This window comes from Treponema primitia ZAS-2, from assembly GCF_000214375.1.
GTDB classification, from domain to species: Bacteria; Spirochaetota; Spirochaetia; order Treponematales; family Breznakiellaceae; genus Termitinema; species Termitinema primitia.
Window position 1 is genome coordinate 1,449,001 of sequence record NC_015578.1, and the last position, 23,255, is coordinate 1,472,255.

Annotated in this window: 23 protein-coding genes and 1 tRNA gene; 10 read left to right on the top strand and 14 right to left on the bottom strand. The window is 51.4% G+C overall.

What is annotated here, in order from left to right:
- Window positions 1-13: 13 nt before the first annotated feature.
- Together TREPR_RS06455 and TREPR_RS06460 are read right to left on the bottom strand one after the other, a co-directional pair.
- On the bottom strand, window positions 14-2,110 hold the full coding sequence (locus tag TREPR_RS06455) for a methyl-accepting chemotaxis protein (RefSeq protein WP_015707495.1): 2,097 nt from the start codon (window positions 2,108-2,110) through the stop codon (window positions 14-16).
- 140 nt (window positions 2,111-2,250) lie between these two features.
- Entirely contained in the window at window positions 2,251-3,597 is a 1,347-nt protein-coding gene (locus TREPR_RS06460; RefSeq protein WP_015707496.1) for a DUF1015 domain-containing protein, read from the bottom strand.
- 190 nt (window positions 3,598-3,787) lie between these two features.
- On the opposite strand from TREPR_RS06460, the gene rpoN reads away from it, so the two are divergent.
- Both rpoN and TREPR_RS06470 read left to right on the top strand, forming a co-directional pair.
- A complete protein-coding gene (rpoN, locus tag TREPR_RS06465) occupies window positions 3,788-5,146 on the top strand; it encodes an RNA polymerase factor sigma-54 (protein ID WP_015707497.1) in 1,359 nt (452 codons plus the stop codon).
- 26 nt (window positions 5,147-5,172) lie between these two features.
- A complete protein-coding gene (locus TREPR_RS06470; protein WP_015707498.1) occupies window positions 5,173-5,514 on the top strand; it encodes an HPF/RaiA family ribosome-associated protein in 342 nt (113 codons plus the stop codon).
- Here the strand turns inward: TREPR_RS06470 and TREPR_RS06475 are convergent.
- From TREPR_RS06475 to TREPR_RS06495, 5 genes are all read right to left on the bottom strand, one after another.
- Window positions 5,501-6,571: a class I SAM-dependent methyltransferase gene (locus tag TREPR_RS06475; RefSeq protein WP_015707499.1), complete on the bottom strand. Its 1,071-nt coding sequence runs from the start codon at window positions 6,569-6,571 to the stop codon at window positions 5,501-5,503. The genes TREPR_RS06470 and TREPR_RS06475 overlap by 14 nt on opposite strands.
- Complete coding sequence (locus TREPR_RS06480) at window positions 6,552-7,208, bottom strand: redox-sensing transcriptional repressor Rex (RefSeq protein ID WP_041611052.1); 657 nt, start codon at window positions 7,206-7,208, stop codon at window positions 6,552-6,554. The genes TREPR_RS06475 and TREPR_RS06480 overlap by 20 nt, the downstream gene beginning before the upstream one ends.
- Before the next feature lie 123 nt (window positions 7,209-7,331).
- Window positions 7,332-8,141 (bottom strand): MetQ/NlpA family ABC transporter substrate-binding protein, encoded by an 810-nt coding sequence (locus TREPR_RS06485; RefSeq protein ID WP_015707501.1) that lies wholly within the window; start codon window positions 8,139-8,141, stop codon window positions 7,332-7,334.
- Window positions 8,142-8,234: 93 nt separating this feature from the next.
- Complete coding sequence (locus TREPR_RS06490; RefSeq protein ID WP_015707502.1) at window positions 8,235-8,798, bottom strand: DUF3276 family protein; 564 nt, start codon at window positions 8,796-8,798, stop codon at window positions 8,235-8,237.
- Between the two features lies 1 nt (window position 8,799).
- Window positions 8,800-10,713, bottom strand: a complete 1,914-nt coding sequence (locus TREPR_RS06495; RefSeq protein WP_015707503.1) for a phosphohexomutase domain-containing protein — start codon at window positions 10,711-10,713, stop codon at window positions 8,800-8,802.
- Window positions 10,714-10,937: 224 nt separating this feature from the next.
- On the opposite strand from TREPR_RS06495, the gene TREPR_RS06500 reads away from it, so the two are divergent.
- The 8 genes from TREPR_RS06500 to TREPR_RS06535 all read left to right on the top strand — a co-directional run bounded on the left by TREPR_RS06500 (window position 10,938) and on the right by TREPR_RS06535 (window position 15,761).
- Complete coding sequence (locus TREPR_RS06500) at window positions 10,938-12,128, top strand: cysteine desulfurase family protein (RefSeq protein WP_015707504.1); 1,191 nt, start codon at window positions 10,938-10,940, stop codon at window positions 12,126-12,128.
- Between the two features lie 37 nt (window positions 12,129-12,165).
- Window positions 12,166-12,768: an iron-sulfur cluster assembly scaffold protein gene (locus tag TREPR_RS06505; protein ID WP_015707505.1), complete on the top strand. Its 603-nt coding sequence runs from the start codon at window positions 12,166-12,168 to the stop codon at window positions 12,766-12,768.
- A 147-nt stretch (window positions 12,769-12,915) separates the two neighbouring features.
- A tRNA-Met gene (locus tag TREPR_RS06510) sits at window positions 12,916-12,988 on the top strand.
- 382 nt (window positions 12,989-13,370) lie between these two features.
- Window positions 13,371-13,898 carry a site-specific integrase gene (locus TREPR_RS06515; RefSeq protein ID WP_041611053.1) on the top strand — a complete coding sequence of 176 codons (528 nt, stop codon included), beginning with the start codon at window positions 13,371-13,373 and terminating at the stop codon, window positions 13,896-13,898.
- 45 nt (window positions 13,899-13,943) lie between these two features.
- Window positions 13,944-14,141, top strand: a complete 198-nt coding sequence (locus tag TREPR_RS06520; protein WP_015707507.1) for a helix-turn-helix transcriptional regulator — start codon at window positions 13,944-13,946, stop codon at window positions 14,139-14,141.
- Window positions 14,138-14,614, top strand: a complete 477-nt coding sequence (locus TREPR_RS06525; protein WP_245534799.1) for a PIN domain-containing protein — start codon at window positions 14,138-14,140, stop codon at window positions 14,612-14,614. The genes TREPR_RS06520 and TREPR_RS06525 overlap by 4 nt, the downstream gene beginning before the upstream one ends.
- A 4-nt stretch (window positions 14,615-14,618) precedes the next feature.
- Complete coding sequence (locus TREPR_RS06530; protein ID WP_015707509.1) at window positions 14,619-14,867, top strand: hypothetical protein; 249 nt, start codon at window positions 14,619-14,621, stop codon at window positions 14,865-14,867.
- Window positions 14,868-15,320: 453 nt separating this feature from the next.
- Window positions 15,321-15,761, top strand: a complete 441-nt coding sequence (locus tag TREPR_RS06535; protein WP_015707510.1) for a hypothetical protein — start codon at window positions 15,321-15,323, stop codon at window positions 15,759-15,761.
- 122 nt (window positions 15,762-15,883) lie between these two features.
- On the opposite strand, the gene TREPR_RS06540 is transcribed toward TREPR_RS06535, so the two are convergent.
- The 7 genes from TREPR_RS06540 to TREPR_RS06570 are packed head-to-tail and all read right to left on the bottom strand — an operon-like array spanning window position 15,884 to window position 23,174.
- Complete coding sequence (locus TREPR_RS06540) at window positions 15,884-16,348, bottom strand: hypothetical protein (protein ID WP_015707511.1); 465 nt, start codon at window positions 16,346-16,348, stop codon at window positions 15,884-15,886.
- A gap of 55 nt (window positions 16,349-16,403) precedes the next feature.
- Window positions 16,404-16,850, bottom strand: a complete 447-nt coding sequence (locus tag TREPR_RS18140; protein ID WP_281054608.1) for a DUF4421 family protein — start codon at window positions 16,848-16,850, stop codon at window positions 16,404-16,406.
- Window positions 16,851-17,279, bottom strand: coding sequence for a hypothetical protein (locus tag TREPR_RS06550; protein ID WP_148257246.1), 429 nt, complete (start codon window positions 17,277-17,279; stop codon window positions 16,851-16,853).
- Window positions 17,276-17,614, bottom strand: coding sequence for a hypothetical protein (locus tag TREPR_RS06555; protein WP_015707514.1), 339 nt, complete (start codon window positions 17,612-17,614; stop codon window positions 17,276-17,278). The genes TREPR_RS06550 and TREPR_RS06555 overlap by 4 nt, the downstream gene beginning before the upstream one ends.
- A gap of 34 nt (window positions 17,615-17,648) precedes the next feature.
- Window positions 17,649-18,968, bottom strand: a complete 1,320-nt coding sequence (locus tag TREPR_RS06560) for a TolC family protein (protein ID WP_041611054.1) — start codon at window positions 18,966-18,968, stop codon at window positions 17,649-17,651.
- Window positions 18,955-22,065: an efflux RND transporter permease subunit gene (locus tag TREPR_RS06565; protein ID WP_015707516.1), complete on the bottom strand. Its 3,111-nt coding sequence runs from the start codon at window positions 22,063-22,065 to the stop codon at window positions 18,955-18,957. The genes TREPR_RS06560 and TREPR_RS06565 overlap by 14 nt, the downstream gene beginning before the upstream one ends.
- A complete protein-coding gene (locus TREPR_RS06570; RefSeq protein WP_015707517.1) occupies window positions 22,062-23,174 on the bottom strand; it encodes an efflux RND transporter periplasmic adaptor subunit in 1,113 nt (370 codons plus the stop codon). Before TREPR_RS06570 ends, TREPR_RS06565 begins: the two co-directional genes overlap by 4 nt.
- Between the last annotated feature and the right edge of the window lie 81 nt (window positions 23,175-23,255).

A 23,255-nucleotide genomic window follows, 5' to 3' on the forward strand; every position in this document is an offset into this window, starting at 1 on the left:
CCTTGCACTTCTTTCAAAAGCTGCTTCTGACCTTAAATATACTAATCGACTCGTCCAAATCCACCACGCCGCGCCCGGCGCTTTCTGCGAACTGGACCACCGAATTGGAATTATCCGACAGGGTGTTAAAATCCTGTTCACAGGCTGTAACCTTTTCCGCTACCCCAAGGCTTAATTCCGTAAGGGAACGGCACAGGTTTGACGCCGATGAGGCTTCAGTCTTCATAACTGCGGCGCCGTCTTTAACGTCCACAGTAATGGTGTTGATTATCTGGTTGGAGCGTACTATCTGTTCTGCTCCTATGCTTTGTTCACGGGTGGCATCGTGTAAACGGGTGGCAATCTTTTCAACATCATGGATCTTTTCAATGGTTTCCACAAAGGACTGCTCTACTTCGGTGGAAGCGGCGGCTATACCCCGGATCTTTTTCTGAATAGACAGGAGGGCCTCGCTGGAATTTTTTGACTGCTGGGAGGTGGCTTCTGCCAGTTTGCGGATTTCCTGGGCGACTACCGCAAAACCACGGCCCGCTTCTCCTGCGTGGGCCGCTTCTATGGCGGCGTTCATGGACAGGAGGTTTGTCTGGGTTGCTACATCGGAAATAACCTTGTTCATCTCCGCCAGGGATTGGGATTCTGTCTCAACCTGCTTAGTCGCTTCCGCTACTTCCGATAGCCGCTTTTTTTCTTCCGCCGAGGAGGCTACCAATTCTTCCACATTGGCGCTCATGGACAGGGCACTCTGTTCTACAGAACGAATGCTGGCGGCCATCTCTTCCATGGCCGAAGAAGCGGCGCTTATGGCATCACCCTGGCCGTTTATTTTTTCGTTGAGCCGTTCTATCTCGTTCATGATATTGAGAACCTTGGATTCGGATTCGCTGATGGATTGGTTCTCCCGGTTTATGTCCCCACGGATAGATTCTACCACTTCCCTGGCGCTGGAAATAGTTTCCCTGGTTATCCCCGCAGAGCTTGATAAATTATCCGCGATCTGCTGTATCGAAGTCGAAGAATCCTGTATTTTTTTTACCATGGAGCTGATACCCCCGGTAAAATTGTTGAAGCCCTGGGAAAGGCTTGATGCTTCTTTAGAGCTATAGTCCCCGGATTCAATGTTTAAATCCCCGCCGGCAATAACATCGAAACATTTTACCAGCTCTTTAAAAGGCCGGGTGATGGCGGTACTCATAAAAATTGCGGCGGCAGATACTAATACTGCTATTAAAACGGCGGTTAAAATGATGAGACGCAGCAGGGCCTGGGCGTCCTTCTGTAGTACCGCAAGAGAACCGGTTGAAACCATGAACCATTCTGTCCCGGCTACCGGGGAAGAACAGACGTAGGTATCCCTGGTGAGGGAAACTGTCCCAAGCTTTGTTAATACCGATTCCAGGCTGATAGATTTGTCAACCATGTCAAAGAAGTTGCGCTGCATGATATACGTTGGATCGCTATGGGTCAGAAACAAGCCGTCAGCATCAACAAGGAAGCTGCGGCCGTCATCGGTGATCTTCCGGGCGTTGACTAGATCCACCAGGACATCCATAAACACATCGACTCCGACTACCCCGGCGATCTGCCCCCGTGCATCTTCGGCGGTCCGGACTATGGAGACGCAGATCTTTCCGGTTTGAGAATCTTCATAGGGGTCGGTAATAATGATTTGACCGGGGGACTGTATGGCGCTTATAAACCAGGGGCGCTTAACCTGATCCCAGGTTTCGGAATCTACATAGGGCGCCCAGTCTGTGGCGGTAACAAAATAGCCCCCGTCAAAACGGGAAGCAATGGTCCCAAAGTACATTTCAAAGACCGTGGAATTGGTGGAAAGTATATCCTTGAGGATGCTGTCAAGGGATTCCGGGGAAGGAACGCCCGCCGCAAAGGCGGCCGCTTGGGTGGTCATCTGAATAGCCGGGGCCAGGGCGTTTTGTATGTCCGCATTCAGGTAACGCATGGTGATATCCGCATTGGAACGGAGGTTTTTTTCGGTAATCTTGGACAGGTTGGTCATAAAAATTACGGAAAAAATCGTGGAAATCGTCAGTACCAAACCAAGACACAGTAACAGAATCTGCAATGAAAGCGAAACATATCTCTTTTTCATGGTCTATTCCTTTGTACGTGTAGGCTAAAGGGACCCCTTTATTATTCCCAAACAAGGGGGATAGTCAAGTAGTGAGAAATGCCTAACCCGTCACTGGCAGAAATAGTAACAGTAAAATTGCTTTTCGAAAAGAAAAGCCTCTACCCGAAAAGTCTCCTGCACTCCAAGTAAAAGCGCTTTTCTTCCGCCTCCCCCATGGAAAAACTTTTCCGCGGCAGAGGGCCGGAGCGGGCCACGGTGCGGAATAAGCCGTCTTTCCTCACCGGTGGCAGGAGTATGCCCACTGCGGGCTTTTCTCCGACCGCCCAGGCGAGGCGGGTCAGGTCCTTTTCACCATGGATGTAGTCAATGGAGCGCCCCTGGGCTTCGCTAATAAAACTGTCCAACAGGGGTTGGAGGGGTTCAGTGGCTATTCCGGCGGCACTGGTTTCAACCAGGATGCTCTGGCCGGCTGAGATGAGACCGTAGCGGTTTCCCCGGGTCTCCTCCGCGACCAGCCGGGAAAGTTCCTCCAGGCCGGAGATGGGGCGGCTGGAGAAACCCGGGAGCTTTTTCAGAGTTTCCAGGACCGCTTCCACTCCGGCGCCGAAGATAAGCCGGTGTATGGGTTCAAAGGCTATTCCCGGATCGTAGAGGTTTTCCAGCTCAACCAGGGCATACCGGGCAGGATGTTTCTCAAGCCCCGGTTCACCCTGATGCTGCTTTTTGTACTCCTCCCAGACCCCCTTGGCGGTGGCCAGGGAGTGGTTGCCGTCGCCCATGGCGTAGAGGAAGGGGTGGTCTCCGGGCGCGGTGTTACCGTACCGGGTGACCGCCCGGCGGGCAAGGGTCTCCAGGCCCTCCGCCAGGAAACGCCAGTCCTCTTCACGGTCCAAAAACCAGCCGCTTACTGTCCCGGCGCCGCCCATGAGGGGGGTGTTGTAACAGGGCTGAACTTGCTTTGCCCGCTCTCCCAGGCCTGGGAACAGGGTGTCCTCTTGGTCATCGATAAGTACGATGATGTGGGGCGTTTCCAGGGGGGCGGAACGGCGTATCTCCATCCGGGGGGGAAGCCTTTCCGGGACCGTGCCTTCGGTGGACCGGATCAGGGGCCGGGAAGAAGGGGCCCAGTCGTATTCTTCCAGGTCTAAGGCCAGAACCAGCCCCCGGCGGCGGGGGTGCAGAGCCGTGCCCCGTTCAATATAGACCAGACCTTTCCGGGGAGGGGCCAGAATTCCTTCTAAAAAAACGGATTCCATTGCCTTATGGATGACCTTGATACGGTTTTCCCGGTCAGGATCCTCCAGATAGACTTCGGGGAAGATCAAATTTAGGGTGGAAGGGGAGGATCCGGCGGTTTTCCGGACAGTTTCCCAATAGCTGCGGTCCTGGGTAAACTGATCGCAGGCGATAACCGCCCACTTTTCCAGGTCAATATCCCCCCGGGGAAGGGCAATTTCGGGTATAACCGTGCCTAATGCCGCAAGCCGTTGCTCTAAATCTGCCATTGAAGAGCCTCCCTGTCAGGTACTTTACCGATCACCCCGGTTTTTTACAATAGAGTTATTCGGCAACCAACCGGGTTTCCAAACAAGTCCAATCTCTTTCCGCTTGACAAAGAACCCGCATGGAACAATAGTTTTATCAAGGCCTGTTGGATTTTGACAGGCCGGGCACTCGATCCTTTGGGAGTATTCCGTGCAGCTGCAGCGTCCGTCCTTTATCCAGGAACAGCGTCTCAAAATGAATCCCCAGCAGATTCAGTCTATCAAAATGATGGGGCTGCCCATTATGGATCTGCGGGAGAAAATCGAGGAAGAGGTTGAGCGGAACCCTGCCCTGGAAGTGGTGGCGGATCATACGGTCCTTTCCCTGGATGAAGCCTATGTTCCCCGCAAAGAAGAGAATGACTACTTTGAAACCAGTTCGGATTCGGGCTTTGTCAGCAAGGGGGGGGATGAGGAATCTGCGGAGCGGCATAAATTCCTGGAAGGGGCCCTGTCCCGGCCGGAAACCCTCCAGGAGCACCTGCTCTGGCAGCTTAGGCTTGAAATTGCAGAGGAACCGGTACGCCGTATTGGGGAACGTTTAATTCAAAACCTGGACGAAAACGGCTTCCACAAGGAACCCCTGGATGCCCTGCTTAAGGAAAATAATCCTGCCTATATTGTCCGGGCCCTGGCCATAATCCGCTCCCTGGACCCCGTGGGGACCTGTACCGCCGATTACCGGGAATCCCTCAGGGTGCAGGCGGAACTCCTTCCGGCGCCCCCCCCGGGCATCATCGAGGCCCTGGATTACCTGGAACAGCTCGAGCGGGGCAAAATTGCCGAAGTAGCCCGAAAGCTGGCCCGTTCCGAAGCTGAAGTCCTGGCCATATTTGAGCAAATCAAGGAACTGTCCCCCTTCCCGGGTCGGCGTTTTGCATCGGACAATACCCGCTATGTGGTTCCGGATGTGCAGGTTATCAAAAAAGAGGGGGAATTTGTCATCATCCTCAATGACGAGGAGATCCCCGTATTGGGCTTAAATCCTTTTTTTATGAAAATTTCCGGTGAAAAGGGAGAGGATAAGTCCGCCCGGGATTTTGTCCGGGAAAATATTAAGGAAGCCCGGTGGTTTATCCAGTCGATTAACGAGCGGAACCACACCCTGCTCAGGGTATCCCGTGCTATAGTGGAGTTTCAACGGGCTTTTTTTGTGAACGGCCCCCGGGACATTGCACCCCTGACCCTGCGGGATATAGCCCAGGAACTGGGGCTGAATGAGTCAACTATTTCCCGAGCCGCCCGGGGAAAGTATATGCAAACCGAATGGGGTATCTTTGAGATTCGCCATTTCTTTACCAATTCCATCAGTGGAACCGGATCCGACAGGTCCCGGTATTCAAAGGAGGGGGTTAAGGAGATAATAAGGGAACTTATCAGCACCGAGGGGAAGCACTCTTCGGATCAGGAAATTGCCGAACTTCTGGCCAGGCAGGGAATCCCCCTGGCCAGGCGGACCGTCGCCAAGTACCGGAACGAACTGGATCTGGGATCATCGTACACCCGATAGACCCATAAAAATATCAGGAGGCAACCATGAATACTGAAGTCAAAGCAGTCCATTTTACCTTACGGGATGATACCCGGGAGTATCTGGATCAGAAAATTGCCCGCATTCCCAATGCGGAAAATATGATCATCGATCTCCTCTTTACCCTTACTAAAGATGGCAAGGACTTTTCCGCCGAAGCTAAGGTTAACTTCCGATGGGGTGTTTCAATACATGTAAAAGAAAAGGATTTTGAGCTCAATCCCGCAATTGATAAGCTTTTGGGAAAGCTTGACGCCAAGATCATCAAGGAAAAAGAAAAGGTCAAGGATGTAAAAGAAAAAGAGCGGGCCCAGGAAAAGCGGGATACTAGCTTTACCTCTTCCTAAACCGGGAATCCGGGGGAAGGGTGAAGGTGTAAACCGCCGGCAGCCGTTTCCCCCGAAAGTCTTCATCACGAATTTTTTCACGTATGTCCTCAATTTTTATGCCGGGAAAGTCCGCGTTTTCCAGATTGAAACTCCGGGTATTGGCGCTGAACCAGAGGGTTCCCCCGGGGGACAGGAGCTTGAGGCAGCTGGTAATAAGTGTACCGTGATCCCTCCGTAGATCCAGGACCCCGTTCATCTTTTTGGAATTGGAAAAGGCCGGGGGGTCCAGGATGATCAGATCCCAGCTGAGCCCTGCCTCTCTGGCGCCCTCCAAAAAGCGGAGTGCATCCGCCCGGATGAGGCGGCAGGAGGGGAGGGCATCTTTCAGGCCGGCCAGGTCCTGAGGACTAAAGTCCCTTGGGGTGACCTGCCGGGTTTCCAGGCCGTTTAGGGTAAAATTCGCCGCCGCCCAGTCCAGGTAGGTGTTGGACATATCCACCGAATCCACTCCCAGGGCGCCACCGGCTGCGGCGTACACCGAGAAGGAAGCGGTATAACAGAACAGGTTCAGCACCCGCTTCCCCCCAGCGGCTGCCCGGATTAGGGAGCGGGTCTTCCGGTGATCCAGAAAGAGCCCCGTATCCAGGTAGTCCGACAGGTTTACCCGGAAACGCAATCCACCTTCAGCGATCTCCTTCATAACATGGTCGCCTGAGGTTTTTTCATACTGTGATTTGCCCCGCTGCTTGCCCCGTTCTTTCAGAAATATCCGCTCGGTTGGGATATCCAGAGCCCGGGAAATTGCCCCTTCCATGGCACTGAGCCATTGCAATTCCTGATTGGGGTCCTTTTCATAAGGTCGCTCGTAGAGGGCGCCGGCGATTGAATCGCCATATAAATCCAAAACCAGGGGAATTTCCGGGATGTCCCGGTCATAGAGGCGGAATGCGCCGGTTTCCAAGCGCTTTGCCCATTTCCGCAGGTGTCGGTACCGTTTCCGCAGCCGGTTTTCCAGCATTTCTCCCTGGGCGGCTGTCTTCAGGTCCGGCGCGGGGTCATGGGGAATTTCCGCCATTCTCTTCCCCCTGGGCCTGCAAGGTGACACAGAGCATGGCATATCCAGAGGAAAGGTCCTCCATTTCCACCACCACCGGTTCGGGTACTTTAAGCTTTATGGCGGTAAAGTTCCATATTCCCTGGATACCCGCATTGACCAGGGCATCCGCTGTTTGCTGGGCCGCCTCGGAATGGACTGCCAAAATAGCCACCTTTACCCCGGACTTATGGATCTCGGTTTCAAGATCATCCAGGTTCAGCACCGGTATCCCATGTATAGAGGTTCCAATTTTTTGCGGGTTTTTATCAAAGGCTGCCACAATGTTCATCCCATGGGAGCGGAATTCCTGGTGCCCCATGAGGGCGCTCCCCAGGTTGCCGGCGCCTACCACAATCACATCCTGCATAGAAGCCCAGCCAAGGAACCGTTCTATAGCATCAATCAAGGCATCTACCGGGTAGCCCTTCTTGGGCTTTCCGGAAATCCCCGTAATTGCCAGATCTTTCCGCACCTGAATAGGTTCCAGATTCAATTCCTGAGCTATTAGTGTTCCCGATATATATTCGCTGCCTTCACTCTGTAGTTGCCGGATAGCATGTAAATAGGAGGGCAGCCGGCGTACAGAAGGCGTAGCAGGTATCTTTCGTTTTGCCACAATGGTCCCCAAATTTAACAATACGTTTAAATCAATATAAAAGTCAATAATAGCTTGGGGGCAAAGTAATGGCAAAAAAAGCCGGCGGGGATACCTGGGTATTCAGCGCCGGCTTTTTGAGGCCTAGAATGTCGCTACAACCCCGCCGTTGTAGTGGCTATTGATATAATCTTTAACTTTCTGGGAAAGAAGGACCTTTTTCAGGGCTTCAAAACGGGGATCATTTTCAGTCCCCTTTTTCACGACCAGGCCGTTTGCATAGGGGGATTCGGCGCCTTCGATAGCAAGGGAATCCTTAACCGGGTTAAGGCCTGCTTCCAGGGCGTAGTTGCCGTTGATGGTGGCGGCGTCTACATCGGGCAGGGCTCGGGGAAGCTGGGCGGCTTCAAGTTCCCGAAACTTAAGGTTTTTGGGGTTGACCGTGATATCCTGGGGGGTTGCCCGCAAACCGGAATTTGGGGCCAGGGTGATCAGCCCGTTTGCCTGAAGCAGGAGCAGAGCCCGGCCTTCATTGGCGGGATCGTTGTTAATGGCGATGGTGGCCCCGTTGGGGATATCGTTGATGTTTTTGTACTTCTCCGAATAGAGCCCGTAGGGTTCCACATGGACGGCCCAGATAAAGGATAGGGCGTTTTTCCATTCCTCGCTTGATTCCAGGTAGGGGATGGTCTGGAAATAGTTGGCGTCCAAATCCCCCTGGAGCAGGGCTGAATTGGGCTGAACATAGTCGGTAAATACCACTATTTTCAGGTCAATGCCCTGGGCGGCTAGATCGTCCTTTATCAATTCCAGTAATTCCCCATGGGGTACGGGGTTAACCCCTACCGAAAGGGTGGTGGCTGATTTCTGCTGATTCCCCTTGGCTTCTACGGAATAATTCAGAGACAGAACCATGGCGCCCGCCATAAGCAGGCTGATAAGTGATTTTTTCATACAGATTCTCCTTTTCTTAGTATTTATATAGTATTTATCACATATAAATATAACCTGTCAAGAGGGTTTAATTTTTTTTAGATATGAAAGGGACTATTCGTCCCGATCCCGTTTTCGGACTACCACGCGGCCCCTGGGCGCCGGCCGGCTGGACCCTGCGCCGGAAGCGCCTGGTTTGCGGGGGCCTGTTTTACCGGCCGCGGGCTTTCTGCCCGGGGTTTTGCCGCTGCCCGCTGCTTTACCGGTTTCCTTCCTGCCCCGGCTTGTGGGGCTATCGGGGCGCTCCTGTTTACTCCGGAAGCGCTTTGCCGGGGCTCCATCGGAGCGTGTTCCACCGGGCGAAGCTTTTCTGGGAGGGCGGTCTTCCCGGCCTTCACCGTCACCCCGGGATTCCGGGGCCTTGCGTGGTGCAGCGCGGCGTTTTTCCTTTACCGCCTTTTCCAGAACCTTGAGGGATTCGTCAAAGCCCTGGAGGAATTCCGTAAGATCATCCGCAAAGAGGATCACCGATTGGCGGTCAAAGCCGCCGGTATCACGGTTTTTGCTCTCCACGATATTGAGGTAGAGATCCCCCAAACGGTTTTCCTTCACATTAAAAAAATAGGTCCTGTTCTGTAGAGCGACCGTAGTCGAAAATAGCTCTCCCCGAATTCCCATGTTATACTACTCCTCTTGTATTGTCCGCTTCGCTTACCATTTTACGCTGCCATTCGATGAGGGCCCGTTCTATACGCCTGTCCGAGCCTTCCACGTCTGCCATCACCCGGAACACCGGTTCGGTGCCCGAGCCCCGCATCCAGATGCAGGCGGCGGCATGACCGGTCTTGTTAATAAAACTAATCTTGAGGCCCCCCTTGCCGGCAATGGAAAAATCGCTGATCCCCCGCTTTTCCTCCATGCCGTTGTATACGGCGGCTTCCCAGCCCGTAATGCCGTAGCGGGTCCTGAGCAGTTCCTTCCGCTCCTCCCATTCCCGGAGGAAAATTTTCTGGTACCGGCTTTTCAGTAAGCCATGATCCGTGGTCTTTACCTGAAGCACCGCCTCGGGTGTGTAGGTTCCGGTGCTGATAAAGGCGGGGAGGGCGGCGATAATGTCTGACAGGGTAAAGTCCGGCCGGTAGATTTCCGCCTGGTCTGAGAGGTTGCACCACAGTTCAAAGAAGCCCTTCCGTTCCCCCTCACTCCGTATGGCCAGGAGTTTTATCAGGGATACCAGGGTGTTGATGGGGTCCCGCACCGCCGATGGGTGGGTGATATTGCCCCCGGCAGAGCCTTCTCCCAGGATACGGACCAGATAGCCCTGTTCCCGCAGTTTCCGGGCCAGGCCCACCACATTGGCTTCCCCCACCTCGGCGCGGAACACCGACACGTCAAAGGCTCGGGCGATACGGTCTATGCGCATGGAAGTGGGGTCGTTCACCGCCACCGCTGCCTTGGTCAGGGCATTGCCCTTGTTGTCGTATTTCAGTTCCCCGGTCCACACCAGGTGGGCCAGTTCGGACACGCAGGCCAGGGCAAAGACTTCCTGGGCTTCCAAGGCCCGGGCCTTTTGTTCCCCATGGTCCCAGAACACCAGGTTGCCCCGGTCACCGTCACAGTCAGGGACATAGCCGAGCATTACGGATGGATCATTTTCGTGGAGTTTTTCTAAAAATTTGCAGCAAGGATCTAGGGACTCCCCCTCGGGAACGATACGGTGGGCGATTTCGCCGGGTTTATCGTTCATACCATGGAGGGTGACCCCCAATGAGCCGAGGAATTCCCTGTCTATGGATACGGTACGGGCTGAGCCGTTAAAGTCTGCCGCCACCCCCAGGGGCTGGTCCTGCAATCCCCGGGCGATAAGCTCAGGAATCTCCCCGGGCCCTTCATGGGGAAGGTCGCTTGAACCGGCGCATACTTCCCGGGTAAAATCAAGGTAAGCTTGGAAGGCTTCCTGTTTGACCTGCTTTTCAGCGGCGTACACTTCGTCCAGGGCAAGGCTATCCGCTTGGTTTGCGGCTTCCACAATTCGGCTGATCCGGTCCGGCTCAGCCAGGCGGCGGCGGAATTCTTCGATCAGGAGCTTGGTTTCCGAAGCCGGCAGTACCCCCCCGTCGTCAAGGCCGAATTTCAGGCCGTTGTGGCCGATGGGGTTATGGCTGGCGGAGATATACACAAACCCGTCGGCTTTGACGAAGTTTGGGGTTTCCCGGGCTAGCCGGGCAAAGGCCATGATTTCCGGGGCGGCGGTGATCCCGGTGTACCGAACCCGGCAGCCTGAAACCAGGAGCAGCCGGATCATGGGATCCGCAATGGCCGGCCCGGTAGGCCGGGTATCCATTCCCAGGATCACCACAGGGGCTTTTTTCAAGCCCGAGTTTTTGCGGATCAGGTAGCCCGCGAAAACTTCCGCGGCCAGGGCGGCAATTACCCCATGGACCGGCTTTATCGCGTCTCCGGTATCCTCTTCATTACCGGTTTCAGCGAAAATTCCCCGCCAGCCCGAAGCGGAAAGGATCATCCCCTCCAGGGCTTTGTCCAGGAAAGGGTCATTCAAAGCGGGATCACCCGCCCTAAGCAGTATCGCCATAGGGTAAACTCCTCGGCCGCGCCTTTCAACGCACGGGGGATCAAGTATACTTGTTTTTTTGTTCCGTTGCTATAGGCGAAATAATACCTTCCGGTTATACTGGGAATTGCATGTAACTGACTGAAAAGGTATACTTAAACTATGGTCAAGGGACAAAAAATAAAGTATATTAGTTGTATATGATATATAGGATTTGATAAACTATAAAGAAGGACAGGAAGCTTATGGCGGAAAAAAGGATTTACATGGACTATAACGCGACAACCCCTTTAAATAAAGAGGTAAAGGCCGCGATGATAGAGGATTTGGAAATCTACGGAAATGCCTCAAGCATGCACAGCGCAGGCCGGCATGCCCATGCCCGGGTTGAAGAAGCCCGCAAGGCCGTGGCTGACCTGATAGGGGCGCCTACCAATACGGTGATCTTCACCTCCGGGGGTTCCGAGTCCAACAATACAGTATTCCAGACCATGCGGCGCATAGCTTCAGGCCCGGATGGGAAATCTCTTACTGAAGGGCGTACCGAAATAATCACCACCGCCATTGAGCATCCCTGTGTACTCAATTCCGCTTCCTATCTCAAGTCTTTAGGCTTCAAGGTGACTTTCCTTCCTGTGGATGGGTATGGCAAGATAAAAATGGATGAATATAAGAAGGCCCTGAGCGAAAAAACCCTCCTGGTTTCGGTAATGATGGCCAATAACGAGATCGGGACCATACAGGATATCAGGGCAATCGCCGACCTGGCCAAGGCAGCTGGAGCCTGGATGCACACCGATGCGGTCCAGGCGGCGGGGAAGATCCCTGTGAATGTGGAAGATCTAAAAGTTGATTACCTGACCATGTCAGGGCACAAGATATACGGCCCCAAAGGCATAGGCGCCCTCTATGTGCGCGCCGGGGCGCCTTTGTTCCCCCTGATCCACGGGGGGCATCAGGAGGACGGTTTCCGGGCCGGTACCTACAACAACATCGGCATCCTGGGCTATGGCAAAGCCGCAACCCTGGCCAAGCAGAACCTGGCAGCCTACAACCGGGAAATCCGCCCCCTGCGGAATCAGCTTCGGGATGGGCTCCTGGCAAATGTGCCGGACATCACTATCAACGGCCATCCCGAGGATGTGCTTCCCAATACCCTGGATGTTTCCTTCCCCGGCGCGGAGGGGGAGTCGATTTTGCTGGGCCTGGACCTCAGTGGCATTGAGGCTTCCACCGGCTCGGCCTGCGCCTCAGGCAGTCTGGAACCCTCCCATGTACTCATGGCAGTGGGGGTAGGGCCGGAACTGGCCCACGGCTCCATCCGCTTCAGCCTGGGCTGGGGTATTACAAAAGAGGATATTGATTATATTATAGAAACCGTGCCGCCCATAATCGCCCGGTTCCGGGCTATGTCAACGGTACCGTCAAAACAGTAAGGCCGGAAACGAAGGTTCCGGCAGAGAGAGGTATTGTATGTCTGACTGGTTATATTCAGATACGGTTAAAGACCATTTTACCAACCCCAGGAACGTGCTCATGGAAGATGAATCTTCCTATCCAGCCGATGCCCGAGGGCTGACCGGAAATATCATCTGCGGCGATCAGATGCTGATGCTGCTGAAGATTAAGGATGATATCATCACCGATGTCCGTTGGAAGACCTACGGCTGCGCCAGCGCCATAGCCTCCACCAGCGTGCTTTCAGAGGTGATCAAGGGTATGAACATCAGGGACGCTTACAACGTCAAACCCGACGAACTGGTGAAAAAGATGGGCGGCCTGCCTGCCCACAAGATCCACTGCTCCGTCCTGGGTGACAAGGCCCTGCGTAAAGCCATCGACGACTACCTGGACAAGACAGGCCGCTCGGGGCTGCTCAAGGAAGCGTCCACGGTGATCTGCACCTGCCTGGGCATCACCGACAAGGACCTGGAAGACGCCTACCACAAGGGGGCCCGCTCCTGGGAGGATCTCCAGGCGGCCACCAAGATCGGTACCGGCTGCGGCAAAGGGGAGTGCAAGAAAAAAGCCCTGGAACTGCTTCACGAGTACGCCCATATTTTTGCGGGAGAATAGGGCGCGTCCGGCGTGTTGACATGCCGGGATAATTTTTGGTAAATTAGGTTTCATTACGCTGGCATGCGCCCCTGCGGGTTGTGTGCCGAGCGGAATGGATTATATGTTATTTCTAAAGTAACTCTAAAGAGTTACTTTAGAAATAACGGCGGCATAGCTCAGTTGGTAGAGCATACGGCTCATATCCGTAGTGTCATAGGTTCAATCCCTATTGCCGCTAAAGAAAAAAAGTAAATATGACCGAATAGATTGCGGCAATAGGGATTGAAGGGTTCAGTCCGCCGACCGAACGGGAGGAAAAGGGGCCATGGATGGCCCCGACAGGACTGAACCCCGGGTCGGAAGGCCGAAGCAGGATGCTGAGGCCTGGAGACCAATCCCTATTGCCGCTAGAAAAGATTAAATACGACCGAACATATTCCGGCAATAGGGATTGAAGGGTTTAGTCCGCCGACCGAATGGGAGGAGAAGGGGCCATGGATGGCCCCGTCAGGGTTAAACCCCGGGTCGGAAGGCCGAAGCAGGATGCTGAGGCCTGGAGACCAATCCCTATTGCCGCTAGAAAAGATTAAATACGACCGAATATATTCCAGCAATAGGGATTGAAGGGTTTAACCCGCCGACCGAACGGGAGGAAAAGGGGCCAGGCCATAGGCCGTGAATACTGCTATGCAAATCACGGTTTTATTGAACGCCATATTAAGCCCCGCGTACAGGGATTACATCTGCGGGAAGTGACAGCCCAGGATTTGGATCGGTTACAGCTTCAGATTAAAAAAGAAACCAAACTCAAGGCAAAGACCGTCAATTCAATCCTGGCCGCTGTCTGTATACCAATTCGCGAAGCCTTCAGGGTTGGAAGAGTATCCCATAACCCGGCGCAAAAATTTCGCGGCCTTGGGCGCGATGACGATCCCCGGGGGATCCTTTCAAGCGCGGAACTGAAAAAGCTCTTTGCAGAACCCTGGGAGACGGAAGCCCACAGGTTAGCTGTGGCGCTCTCGCACGCCACCGGGATGCGCCTGGGAGAAATACTTGCCATAGGGCTGGAGGATATAACCCTGGACTTCGAGGAGAAGCCGGTGTTATGGGTCCGGAAAAGCTGGTCTACAGTATCGGGCCATAAGTGAAGATGTCCGGGGGTAGCGATGCAGCGGATTTCATAGGGAGGAGATATGGATCAACCAGCGAAGGAATACTACACTTACCAGGAAGTCGCCGAAAAATTCGGCGTGTCAGACCGTACCGTGTGGCGGTGGGTGGTGACAGGGACGATAAAGGCCCGGCGTTTTTCCCGGCAAATTGTCCGGATCCCGGTAGCGGAAATCGACGGTCCCCCGATTGAAACAAAACTGAGTAGGGAAGAACAATGAGCATACCCCGCGTTTATTTGGAAACGACGATGTTTAGCTTTTATTACGAAAAACGGGAAGATCCGCATTACCAGGAATTGAAGGCCCAGACCCGGCAAGTCTTTGACATGATAAAGGCGGGGAAGTTTGAGCCGTATACCTCTACTTTTGCTACTGATGAGATGGAAAACGAAAAAGACCCTGAGAAACTGGAAAATATGCGACAGCTTATCCCTGAATTTGGCATTCGTTTTCTTGACATAACGCCGGAGGTGGATCGGCTTGCGACTCTTTACATCAAAGAGGAAGCGGTTACGGCTTTAAGTGAAACGGATGCAGCCCATATTGCTATTACGGCAGTCAATGGTTTAGACTTTATTGTAAGCCTTAATTTTGGGCATATTGCCAGGGCCTGGACCATTGAGAGGGTCCGCCGGGTCAATATCCGGAGAATTATAAAGGCATTGGCATATACAAACCAGCGGAGGTATTAGAATTATGAAAACGATAGACGAATACATGAGCGATCCCCGGATACTCAACGATCCCTACATGGAGGATGGGCCAATAAAGGAAATCCATGCCGCCCGGCTCAAGCTTCAGGATGAAACGGCGGGAATGACGGTTCAGGAAAAATGCGACTACCTCAACAATAAAGCACGGGAAACACTTGCCCGGCATGGGATTACCCCCCAGTTTGTTAATCTTGCTGGGCAGGGGAGAATCCAGCCCAAGGTTACGGTATAGCCGCTAACAAGAAATTAGCCGCTTTCCTTATCGGCAAGTAACCGTATGTTGAAACCGCCCTTGCCTAGGGGCTGTTTTTACAACGCTGCCGTGTGACCAAATATGTGACACAAATCTCAAAAAAAATAGCGTTTTAACTGATATTATCAGATACAATATGAATTTACCTATTGCACTAATTCTTTACCCTATAGTAAAATATGATATGTGAAGGGTTTACGGGGTATTTACTGATACTATATTGGATAGGTTCAATCCCTATTGCCGCTAGAAAAGATTAAATACGACCGAACATATTCCGGCAATAGGGATTGAAGGGTTTAACCCGCCTCTTTAGATGCCGCGACCAAGTGGGAGCGGCTTCGAACGGGAGGAAAAGGGGACCTGGGGCTAAATTGACGAATTTCTCCAGGCGGTGTATACTATTATTCAGCACTATGCATGGAGGTAGTTGTGAAATGGTTACTTGCATTATTGCCGGTGTTAATGATACTGGGATGCGAAAGCCTGGTGACAGATTTGCCGAAAACCGATATTCCCTTGTATCAAATATCCGGCGGATATAAATTCCCTGAAAATACACCAACTATTGATATATATAATTGCCTTGTTGGCCACGGGCTTAATTTTGGCACAGAAATATCTGCTACAGGAACTTATGCCATAACGCGATCCTCAAAATTAAATGGCAACCTATACACAGACACAAAAACAAGAAACGTCCTATCTGTTTCTATTAAGCATTTAGAGCTGGATCCTGACATAAATGATCATATCGCTATTTTTACCTTTGATGATAATTCAAAACTTGAAATTCATTTTAAATGGCAAAGACAAACTACCAATGTTTGGCAGAACGATAAAATCGAAGGTAAATTAACCATTACGTTATAACTATTGGGCACCTCTAAAAACTCGGTTATTTTTACGGTGCCCTTCAGATATCCGGCGCAGTCCTGCTGTTCTATACCAGGATGATACGGCGGAAATGACGGTTCAGGAAAATGCGATTACCTCTAAGTGGAGATAGTATTTATATAGGCACTATTCGTCAAAACAGCACGTTCGCCAAAATTGGTAATGGTGCGGGTTTTTGGCATATCAACAAAACGTAATGGGCTAAAACGAGCAATATAATGGGCCGGTATGTAACCGAATTTAAACTTAAAGGCGGTAAGCCGGGACCACTTCAATGCGCAAATTTGGTATTTTTGTTTATCACACAATGCCCTGTTTAATGCAATTTTATTGTTTACTGTTTCGGCTATTGTCGTGGTACTGCTATCTATGTTTAATTCGGGTGAATGGTATCGCTGCAATGCTTCGAAGTTTTCAATATATCGGATTCTCTGGAATTCAGGATATTGGCTTGATATGGTTCCATCGGTCAAGTATAACATGGAATCGGCGCTGCCGATTTTCCGCATGATGATATAGCAGTCTGATACCGCTATGGTATACGGGATTATAATTTTTGTCATATGGATCCTCCTTTTTTCTCTCGCTAATGAGGAATAGGTTATCTTAATTCATGTACTAAAATCGTTTTGAAAACGTCATGCTCATGGTAGCCGGGATTAATACATCAAAATTGCCCATGTTCCATAAAAGTACCGATGCATTGCAGCCCATCACCATATTGATTGACCATGAAGCATTGTGATGACCGAAGGTAATTTTGGGATTTATCTGGGGCATAAAAAGCATTTTCGTATCAGTTGTATTTATTCCCAGGTTTGCCCCAATATTAAGACCTGTATTCAAAAACATATTTCCCGGAAGTATCCATGTGTATGAATACCCTGCCGTTGGCCCAAAGTGCACAATATGTATCCGCTCGTTATAACGTGCCATGTCCTCGTTCTTTGAATATATGGACGTGTAAAATACCCCGAAACCGTAAAGCAAACTTCCATTTGATACTGTTTGTTTTTCAGACATGGTAAATACTGAACGGAGCGAATGGTTTCTATGATTATATATTCAGCTGGCCATTATTCCGCCGCTCATTATATCCAATCCAACATTTTCATGTTCACCGGTTTTGTCATCGCCGTTATAAAAATTTTTATAATGTTTAATGAATGTTTCATAATACATTTTCTCAAAATAGAAATTTAACGCCACATCAAATGAATCATTGTTGAAAGCGATAGGCATATATAGCTGGGCGGCAATGCTTTTATATCGAATGCCAAAACCAATATCCCATGGTTTGCCTGTTCTGTATCCTGCTGCCTGTTGTTGAAAAATACCCATGTTATATTTCCCGGAAAAATTCAGGGCTTTCTTTTCATCAAATGGGACAATGGTATTTTCAGCAAATAATAACCCTGTATTAAGCGGACTAATACATACATACAAAAGACAGAAAAAGGGGAGAAATGTATGTTTGCCAAAGCTATCCATCATTCTCCCTGTCTGTTCAATATCACCTTACCGCTGGCAGCAAATTCATAATTCGGTGAATTGCCAATTGTCCTGCTGGTTGTCCATATTATATCACCCACATCAATATTGCCTTCATATCTTTTGTGGGCTTCTTCTAAAAGTTTAATGTAAGCCTGTATATTAATCGGTTCTTTACTGAATCCCGGCGTGGAAATAAACGTGGTCTGAACCGTACCGATTACTTCCACATTTACATTCTGAGATATTGGCTTATATTCTCCTGTGGACATACAGGAAACCAATAGTCCGGCGGTCAATACCGCAAAAAACATCCATCCGTACCATCTGCTTTTCATAAAAACCTCCAATACTATTTTTAGGGGTTTCCCCCTACCTCACTATTCCTGTGGCCAATTCCCAGTCGTAATAGGCCGAACGATACTCAAATATTGCGCTATGAAGCCCCAGGCTTGCCTGATCGAGCTTGTTGATTGCCTCAGTTACGGATAGTTGTGTGGCTGCTCCATTGATATACGCGGTCTGCGCCAGGGCGACCGCCCGTCGAGCCATGGCTTCGATAAGCCGGGCGGAGTTTATGCGCTCCGATGCCTCGTCAAGGTTTAACCGTATTTCAATCAGTTCACTTTCTATTTCCATCTGCTTTTTTATCAAGCTGAGGGCAGCTTTTTCCTGTTCTGTTTTGGCGCTTTTCATGCGGGAAAGTCGGTATCCGCCTGCAAAGAGCGGTATGTTTACGCCGAGCTTGAGCTGCATGGAGGTGTAATCATAATCGCCGGTTAACGAATCATTTCCCATGCCGCCGAAAGCAAAAGAAAAGCCGCCAGAGACAGTGGGCAGAAACGCGCTCATCGCCGCCCTTTGACCTATATCGCTCAGTTCGCGGTTCAAAAGCAATGCACGATAATCGGGACGCCCTGAAAATACGGCGTTCAGTTGCGGCGTGCCGGGAATGACGGGCAGGGCTTCGTCGGTCTCAGTAAGAACGACCTCTTCCGAAAGGGGAATCCACCCAAGGTTCTTAAAAGCGATAGTTGCCAACTCGGCGTTTTTACGGGATTCGGCGGTGGTGGGGATTTTCGATTTCCAGTCTACCTCCGCCATAAGAAGGTCTAACTCGGTGGCTACCCCGGCCTTGTATTTTCGTTCAATGCTTTGGTAGATTTCTTCACTGGTATGTTCGGATGCTTCCATGATATGAACCACTGCAACCGCAAGCTGGGTTCGGGCATACAGTTTTTTTGCGGCGGCCCGTAGGTTTTGCCGCCTTGTTTCCAAGGCTTGCTCCTGTATCTCCCGGCCCTTTCGCGCCTGGTTATACCGCGACAGGGCGGCGGCATCAAAAATGGTTTGGTTAACGCCAACGCCCAAGGTAAGCTCATTGTCGTAATTGGAATCAATGTCCTGCCGGATAATGCGTCCGGTCGTAAGGTCGGCGGCTACCGGTGCTGACTGTTTAATGTCCTGCAAATTGCGGGTATAACTGCCCTGTGCGCCTATATTCGGCAGCAGGGCGGATCGCGCCTGTACGACATTTTCCTTTGCAAGATCAAGCTCTTTGTATGCAAGGGAAAGGTCGGGGTTGTTTTGCTCAACCCTTCTTAAATAAGACTCAAGGTCATATTCCCCGGCGTTAGCCGTCATGACGACTAATCCGCATAATAGCGCAAGTACAATGTTAGTTCGCAGCATTGATACCCTCCTTGTTCGCCTGAACGTTTAACTTTGAACGGCTTGTACGCACATATTCCAGTGATGGGATAAGCCAGAGGGTCAGAAAGGTTGCGGATATAATACCGCCGATGATAACCACCCCCATGGGCTGCCTAATCTCCGCCATTGATTCGCCTATCCCTAAAGCCATGGGGAGCATACCCAGGACGATGGCAATATTACTCATCAGGATTGGTTTGAGCTTGGTTGGACAGGCTTTAATAAGCGCTTCCTGTACCCCTTTTCCTTCCCGTTTGAGCTTGTTATAGTAATCCAGAATAAGGATAGCGTTATTTACTACCACACCCACGAGCATGATAATACCAAGCATGGAAACCACGTTTAATACCGTATTGGTTATGAGGCATCCCACAATAACCCCGATGAGGGAAAGGGGAACCGTGGCAAGGATGAACAGGGGCTGGATGATGCTTTCCAGGACTGCGGCAAGGAGCATATACACCAGGAGTACTGCGATCACAAATACCAAAAGCATATCCACGATGGAGTCTCCCATGGCCTCGGACATACCGGTCTGTTTTAAGGTGTACCCTTCGGGGAGTTTTATTTCCCCGGCAGCTTTCATAACCGCAGAGAGGGAAGAACTCTGGGAATAACCGGGCAATAATTCGGAGGTGATTTCCACGGTGCGGAAACGGTTTACCCGCATGATCATGTTATAGCCGTTGTCAAAGCGTATATCCGCATACCAGGACAGGGGATTGACCCCAGCGCGGGAAACGATGGGTATGTTTCGCAGATCTTCAATATCTGTAAGGGCCGAATCGGCAAGTTTGACCCGTATATCGTATTCCTGTCCGTTCTCTTTATAAGTGGTTGTCACCAGGCCGTCCACTGCGGCCCGCAGGGAAACTGCCACGGCCTGTACCGTAAGGCCGTCCTCGGAAAGCCGTTTGCGGTTTGGTTCAAAGAGCAGTTCTGTCTTGCCCGCTTTGGAATTCATCATGACGTTCATGGCGCCGGGGACTTTTTCGATACGGTTCTTAAGCCGATTCCCAAGGTCCTGTAGAACTTCATTATCTGTTCCCTGGAGGTACAGGTCGATGGGGGCGCCCTGGCTTATGACAATTTCCGATGGAGGCAAAACCCGGATAGCCGCGCCGGGTATATCCTTCAAAGTTGCGGTCATGGCGGCGGCAATATCGCTGTTGCTCCGGGTCCGCTCTTTTTTGGGGACCAAGGCTATGTCTACCCGCGCAACGCTCACATCCTGTGTCATGGAACCCATGGAGCCCAGAGCAGTAAGGACCGTCTCCACTTCCGTATATGCGGCAAGCCGTTCTTCGATCTCCGCGAGTACCGCTGCGGTAGCGTCAAGGTCGCTCCCCTGGGGAAGTTCCACATCAACCTGAATTTTTCCCCCGTCGCTCTTGGCCATGAGTTCAATGTTGAGCAGGGGAAAAGCCGCAATACTGAGGATGAAAACCACCAATACTACCGCAACTACAAGGGCGCTGCGCCGTTTCCGTTTTAGCAGGAATGAAATGGAACGTCCATACAGATCTTCCCATTTTTTGAATAGACTTTCCAGTTTTCTTCCCAGAGGGCCGTCCTGTTTAACCGTTGCCGGCAGTATCCGGGATGCCATAAGCGGGGTCAGGGTAAAGGAGACGATAATGGAAAACACCGTGGAAATAACAATGGTGAAGGCAAAGTCGGAAAGTATCTTTCCCATGCCGCCGCCCATATTACCCAGGGGGACAAATACCGCCACATTGGTCAGGGTGGAGGCAAAGACCGCCAGCATCACTTCCCGCGTTCCCCTGGACGCCGATTCATGCCGGGACAGACCCTGCTCCTTATACCGGAAAATATTTTCCAGTACTACCACTGAATTGGCGACCAGGGTTCCGGTGGCGCAGGAAAGGCCCATGAGGGAAAGCACATTGATGCCGATGCCCAGGGGCTTCATGATAAAGAAGGTGGCGATAACGGAGAAAGGCATGGCCAGGGCGACAATGAGGGTAGAACGGGCGTCATGGAGGAAAAAAAACAGTACAAGGGCTGTAAAGATAATGCCCAGTACCACATTGCCCAGGGTATCATTTACTGCATTTCGTATAAACGTTGCGTCTTCCTGAATGACCTTAAGCCGTATATGGCCGCCTGATTCAGCTTCAATCCGGGGGATACGTTTTATCACCCCGTCGATCACATCAAGGCTGTTGGCGGTAGGGTTCTTAACCACACTTAAAAGGATGGCGCCCTCGTTCCGGGTTCCCGCTCCTTTGTCCAATAGAATTGTGCGCTCCCTGACAACAGTATGGGTATCCCTGACATCCCCAAGCTGCCGGAGTTTGAAAACCCCCTCGGTGGTGGGAACATCCAGATTGCTAATTTCTTCCAGGGAAGTAAATTCCCCCTTGAACCGGACGGGTATATCCTGATCCGCAGTTTCAATTGATCCGCCGGGAAGTTCCAGATTCGCCGCCGCCAGGAGGCCCGCAATCTGTTCAATGGGAACCGCGCGTTCAAACACCGTGGCCCGGTTCAGTTCCACGGTGATTTCCCGTTTGTCCCCACCGGAAAGGTTTATGCTCCCGACACCGGAAACTTGGGAAAGCTGATCCCCTATGGTAGTTGAGGCCAGGGTATAGAGTTCCGTGCTGTCCATGTCGCCTTCTAACACGATCTGCATAACGGGGATGGCTGATGCAATATCTATCTTGGAAATTGCCGGCCTTTTGGCGTCCGGCGGAAGATCGGCGATAATAACTTCAACTTTATCCTTCACTTCCTGGAGGGCTGCATTTTCATCCTTCCCAAACTTAAAGGAAGCGGTAATCACCGAAGCGCTGTCCATGGAATAGGATGTTATAGAATCGAGGTCCCCGATGGCAAAGACCTGATCCTCTATCTTTTTGGTAAGCTGGGTTTCTACTACCTGGGGGCTTGCTCCGGGGTATATGGTTTGAATTGTTACCATGGCGCCCGACATATCGGGGAAGAGGCTCACGGGCAGGGAAACATAGGCCAGGATACCGAAGATTACAAAAGCCAGAAGAACCATAATGGTAAGGACCGGCCGCTTGATGGAAAGATCGACTGCATTCATCGGGTTACCGCCTGGGCTGTTTCTACAATGTTAAGTTTTATGTTATCAGAAAGACTTTGTATGCCGTCATATATCAGGAGATCACCGCTTTCCAGGCCGCCTGTGATTTCAAAATCCAGGCCCCGTTCATGCCCCACCTGCACATCGACCCGTTGCGCCTTGTTATCCCGAGCGACATACGCTGCGTATCCCGAATCGGTCTTTAGCAATTCTTTGCGGGAAACCACCAGGGCCTTTTCGTTCCGGTAGGTTTCTACCACAATATCAATGCTCATGCCGCTGATAAAGGGCCGCGCCTGATTCAACGCCATAAGGTCGGTAATGTCAAAAAAAGCGCTTACCGGAAAGGCGCGTTTCCTGCTGTCCATCAAAAGGGCAACCTGGCTTACCCGTCCGTCAAAGGTCACCTGCTGGGAATTGAGCTTCCAGTTGAAATTGGAAATGTCGACGCTTTCCAGCCCGTCAATATAAACCCTGGCCCCGTTCTTTATGAGGTTTATTTCGTTGACCCCTACATAAAAACGGGTAACCAAACCATTCTGATTGGACACGGTAAAAAGGGGCGTCCCGGGATTCACATTTTCTGTTGCCCGGACATTCAGATGGATAAGGGTTCCCGCTATGGGTGCTTTAACATAGATCATGTCCCGCGCCGCATCCAGGCTGGCCCTAGCCAGTTCATACTGCATTCGGGAATTATCAAAATCCTGGCGGGAAATATCTGAGGTGGCGTAGAGAACTTCGCTCCGCTTATAGGCGGCTTCGGCATTTTCATAACTGAGCCGGGCTTGCTGCAGTGTCCGGTTGTTTTCAGAAAAAGACAGAATCACCTGATCCTGCTTGACCTGATCCCCGACTTTTACGGCTATATTCCTGACCACATCACTGAGGGAAGCGTAGGCGGTGGATTCCGACTGGGCGTCCAGGACCGTGGGATATTTCAGATAAACCGAAAAATCTTCCGGTTCAAGCCGCCGCACCCTGACCGGGAACCCGTTTTCGCTATAAAGCTGTTCCATGCTTTTAGCTTCCGCTAGATTGTCCTTACCGGCGGAGCAAGCCGCCAGTAAGACCGCCAGGGCAGGTATCAACAAAAAGGCATTACGCATACAAAACTCCTGTTTCAAACGGCCAAATGGCCATTTTCACTTAATAGAGTTGTTCGGAAACTTCAGTTTCTGAACAAGTTC

Excerpts from the sequence above, each read along its gene's own strand:
- TREPR_RS06530 (WP_015707509.1), top strand. The coding sequence starts at position 14,619 with ATGAAAACGATAGACGAATACATGAGCGATCCCCGGATACTCAACGAT.
- TREPR_RS06565 (WP_015707516.1), bottom strand. The coding sequence starts at position 22,065 with ATGAATGCAGTCGATCTTTCCATCAAGCGGCCGGTCCTTACCATTATG.
- TREPR_RS06555 (WP_015707514.1), bottom strand. The coding sequence starts at position 17,614 with ATGAAAAGCAGATGGTACGGATGGATGTTTTTTGCGGTATTGACCGCC.
- TREPR_RS06470 (WP_015707498.1), top strand. The coding sequence starts at position 5,173 with ATGAATACTGAAGTCAAAGCAGTCCATTTTACCTTACGGGATGATACC.
- TREPR_RS06540 (WP_015707511.1), bottom strand. The coding sequence starts at position 16,348 with ATGACAAAAATTATAATCCCGTATACCATAGCGGTATCAGACTGCTAT.
- TREPR_RS06570 (WP_015707517.1), bottom strand. The coding sequence starts at position 23,174 with ATGCGTAATGCCTTTTTGTTGATACCTGCCCTGGCGGTCTTACTGGCG.
- TREPR_RS06490 (WP_015707502.1), bottom strand. The coding sequence starts at position 8,798 with ATGGGAATTCGGGGAGAGCTATTTTCGACTACGGTCGCTCTACAGAAC.
- TREPR_RS06505 (WP_015707505.1), top strand. The coding sequence starts at position 12,166 with ATGTCTGACTGGTTATATTCAGATACGGTTAAAGACCATTTTACCAAC.
- TREPR_RS06525 (WP_245534799.1), top strand. The coding sequence starts at position 14,138 with ATGAGCATACCCCGCGTTTATTTGGAAACGACGATGTTTAGCTTTTAT.
- TREPR_RS06560 (WP_041611054.1), bottom strand. The coding sequence starts at position 18,968 with ATGCTGCGAACTAACATTGTACTTGCGCTATTATGCGGATTAGTCGTC.
- TREPR_RS06550 (WP_148257246.1), bottom strand. The coding sequence starts at position 17,279 with ATGATGGATAGCTTTGGCAAACATACATTTCTCCCCTTTTTCTGTCTT.
- TREPR_RS06495 (WP_015707503.1), bottom strand. The coding sequence starts at position 10,713 with ATGGCGATACTGCTTAGGGCGGGTGATCCCGCTTTGAATGACCCTTTC.
- TREPR_RS06460 (WP_015707496.1), bottom strand. The coding sequence starts at position 3,597 with ATGGCAGATTTAGAGCAACGGCTTGCGGCATTAGGCACGGTTATACCC.
- TREPR_RS06500 (WP_015707504.1), top strand. The coding sequence starts at position 10,938 with ATGGCGGAAAAAAGGATTTACATGGACTATAACGCGACAACCCCTTTA.
- TREPR_RS06485 (WP_015707501.1), bottom strand. The coding sequence starts at position 8,141 with ATGAAAAAATCACTTATCAGCCTGCTTATGGCGGGCGCCATGGTTCTG.
- TREPR_RS06455 (WP_015707495.1), bottom strand. The coding sequence starts at position 2,110 with ATGAAAAAGAGATATGTTTCGCTTTCATTGCAGATTCTGTTACTGTGT.
- TREPR_RS06520 (WP_015707507.1), top strand. The coding sequence starts at position 13,944 with ATGGATCAACCAGCGAAGGAATACTACACTTACCAGGAAGTCGCCGAA.
- TREPR_RS06475 (WP_015707499.1), bottom strand. The coding sequence starts at position 6,571 with ATGGCGGAAATTCCCCATGACCCCGCGCCGGACCTGAAGACAGCCGCC.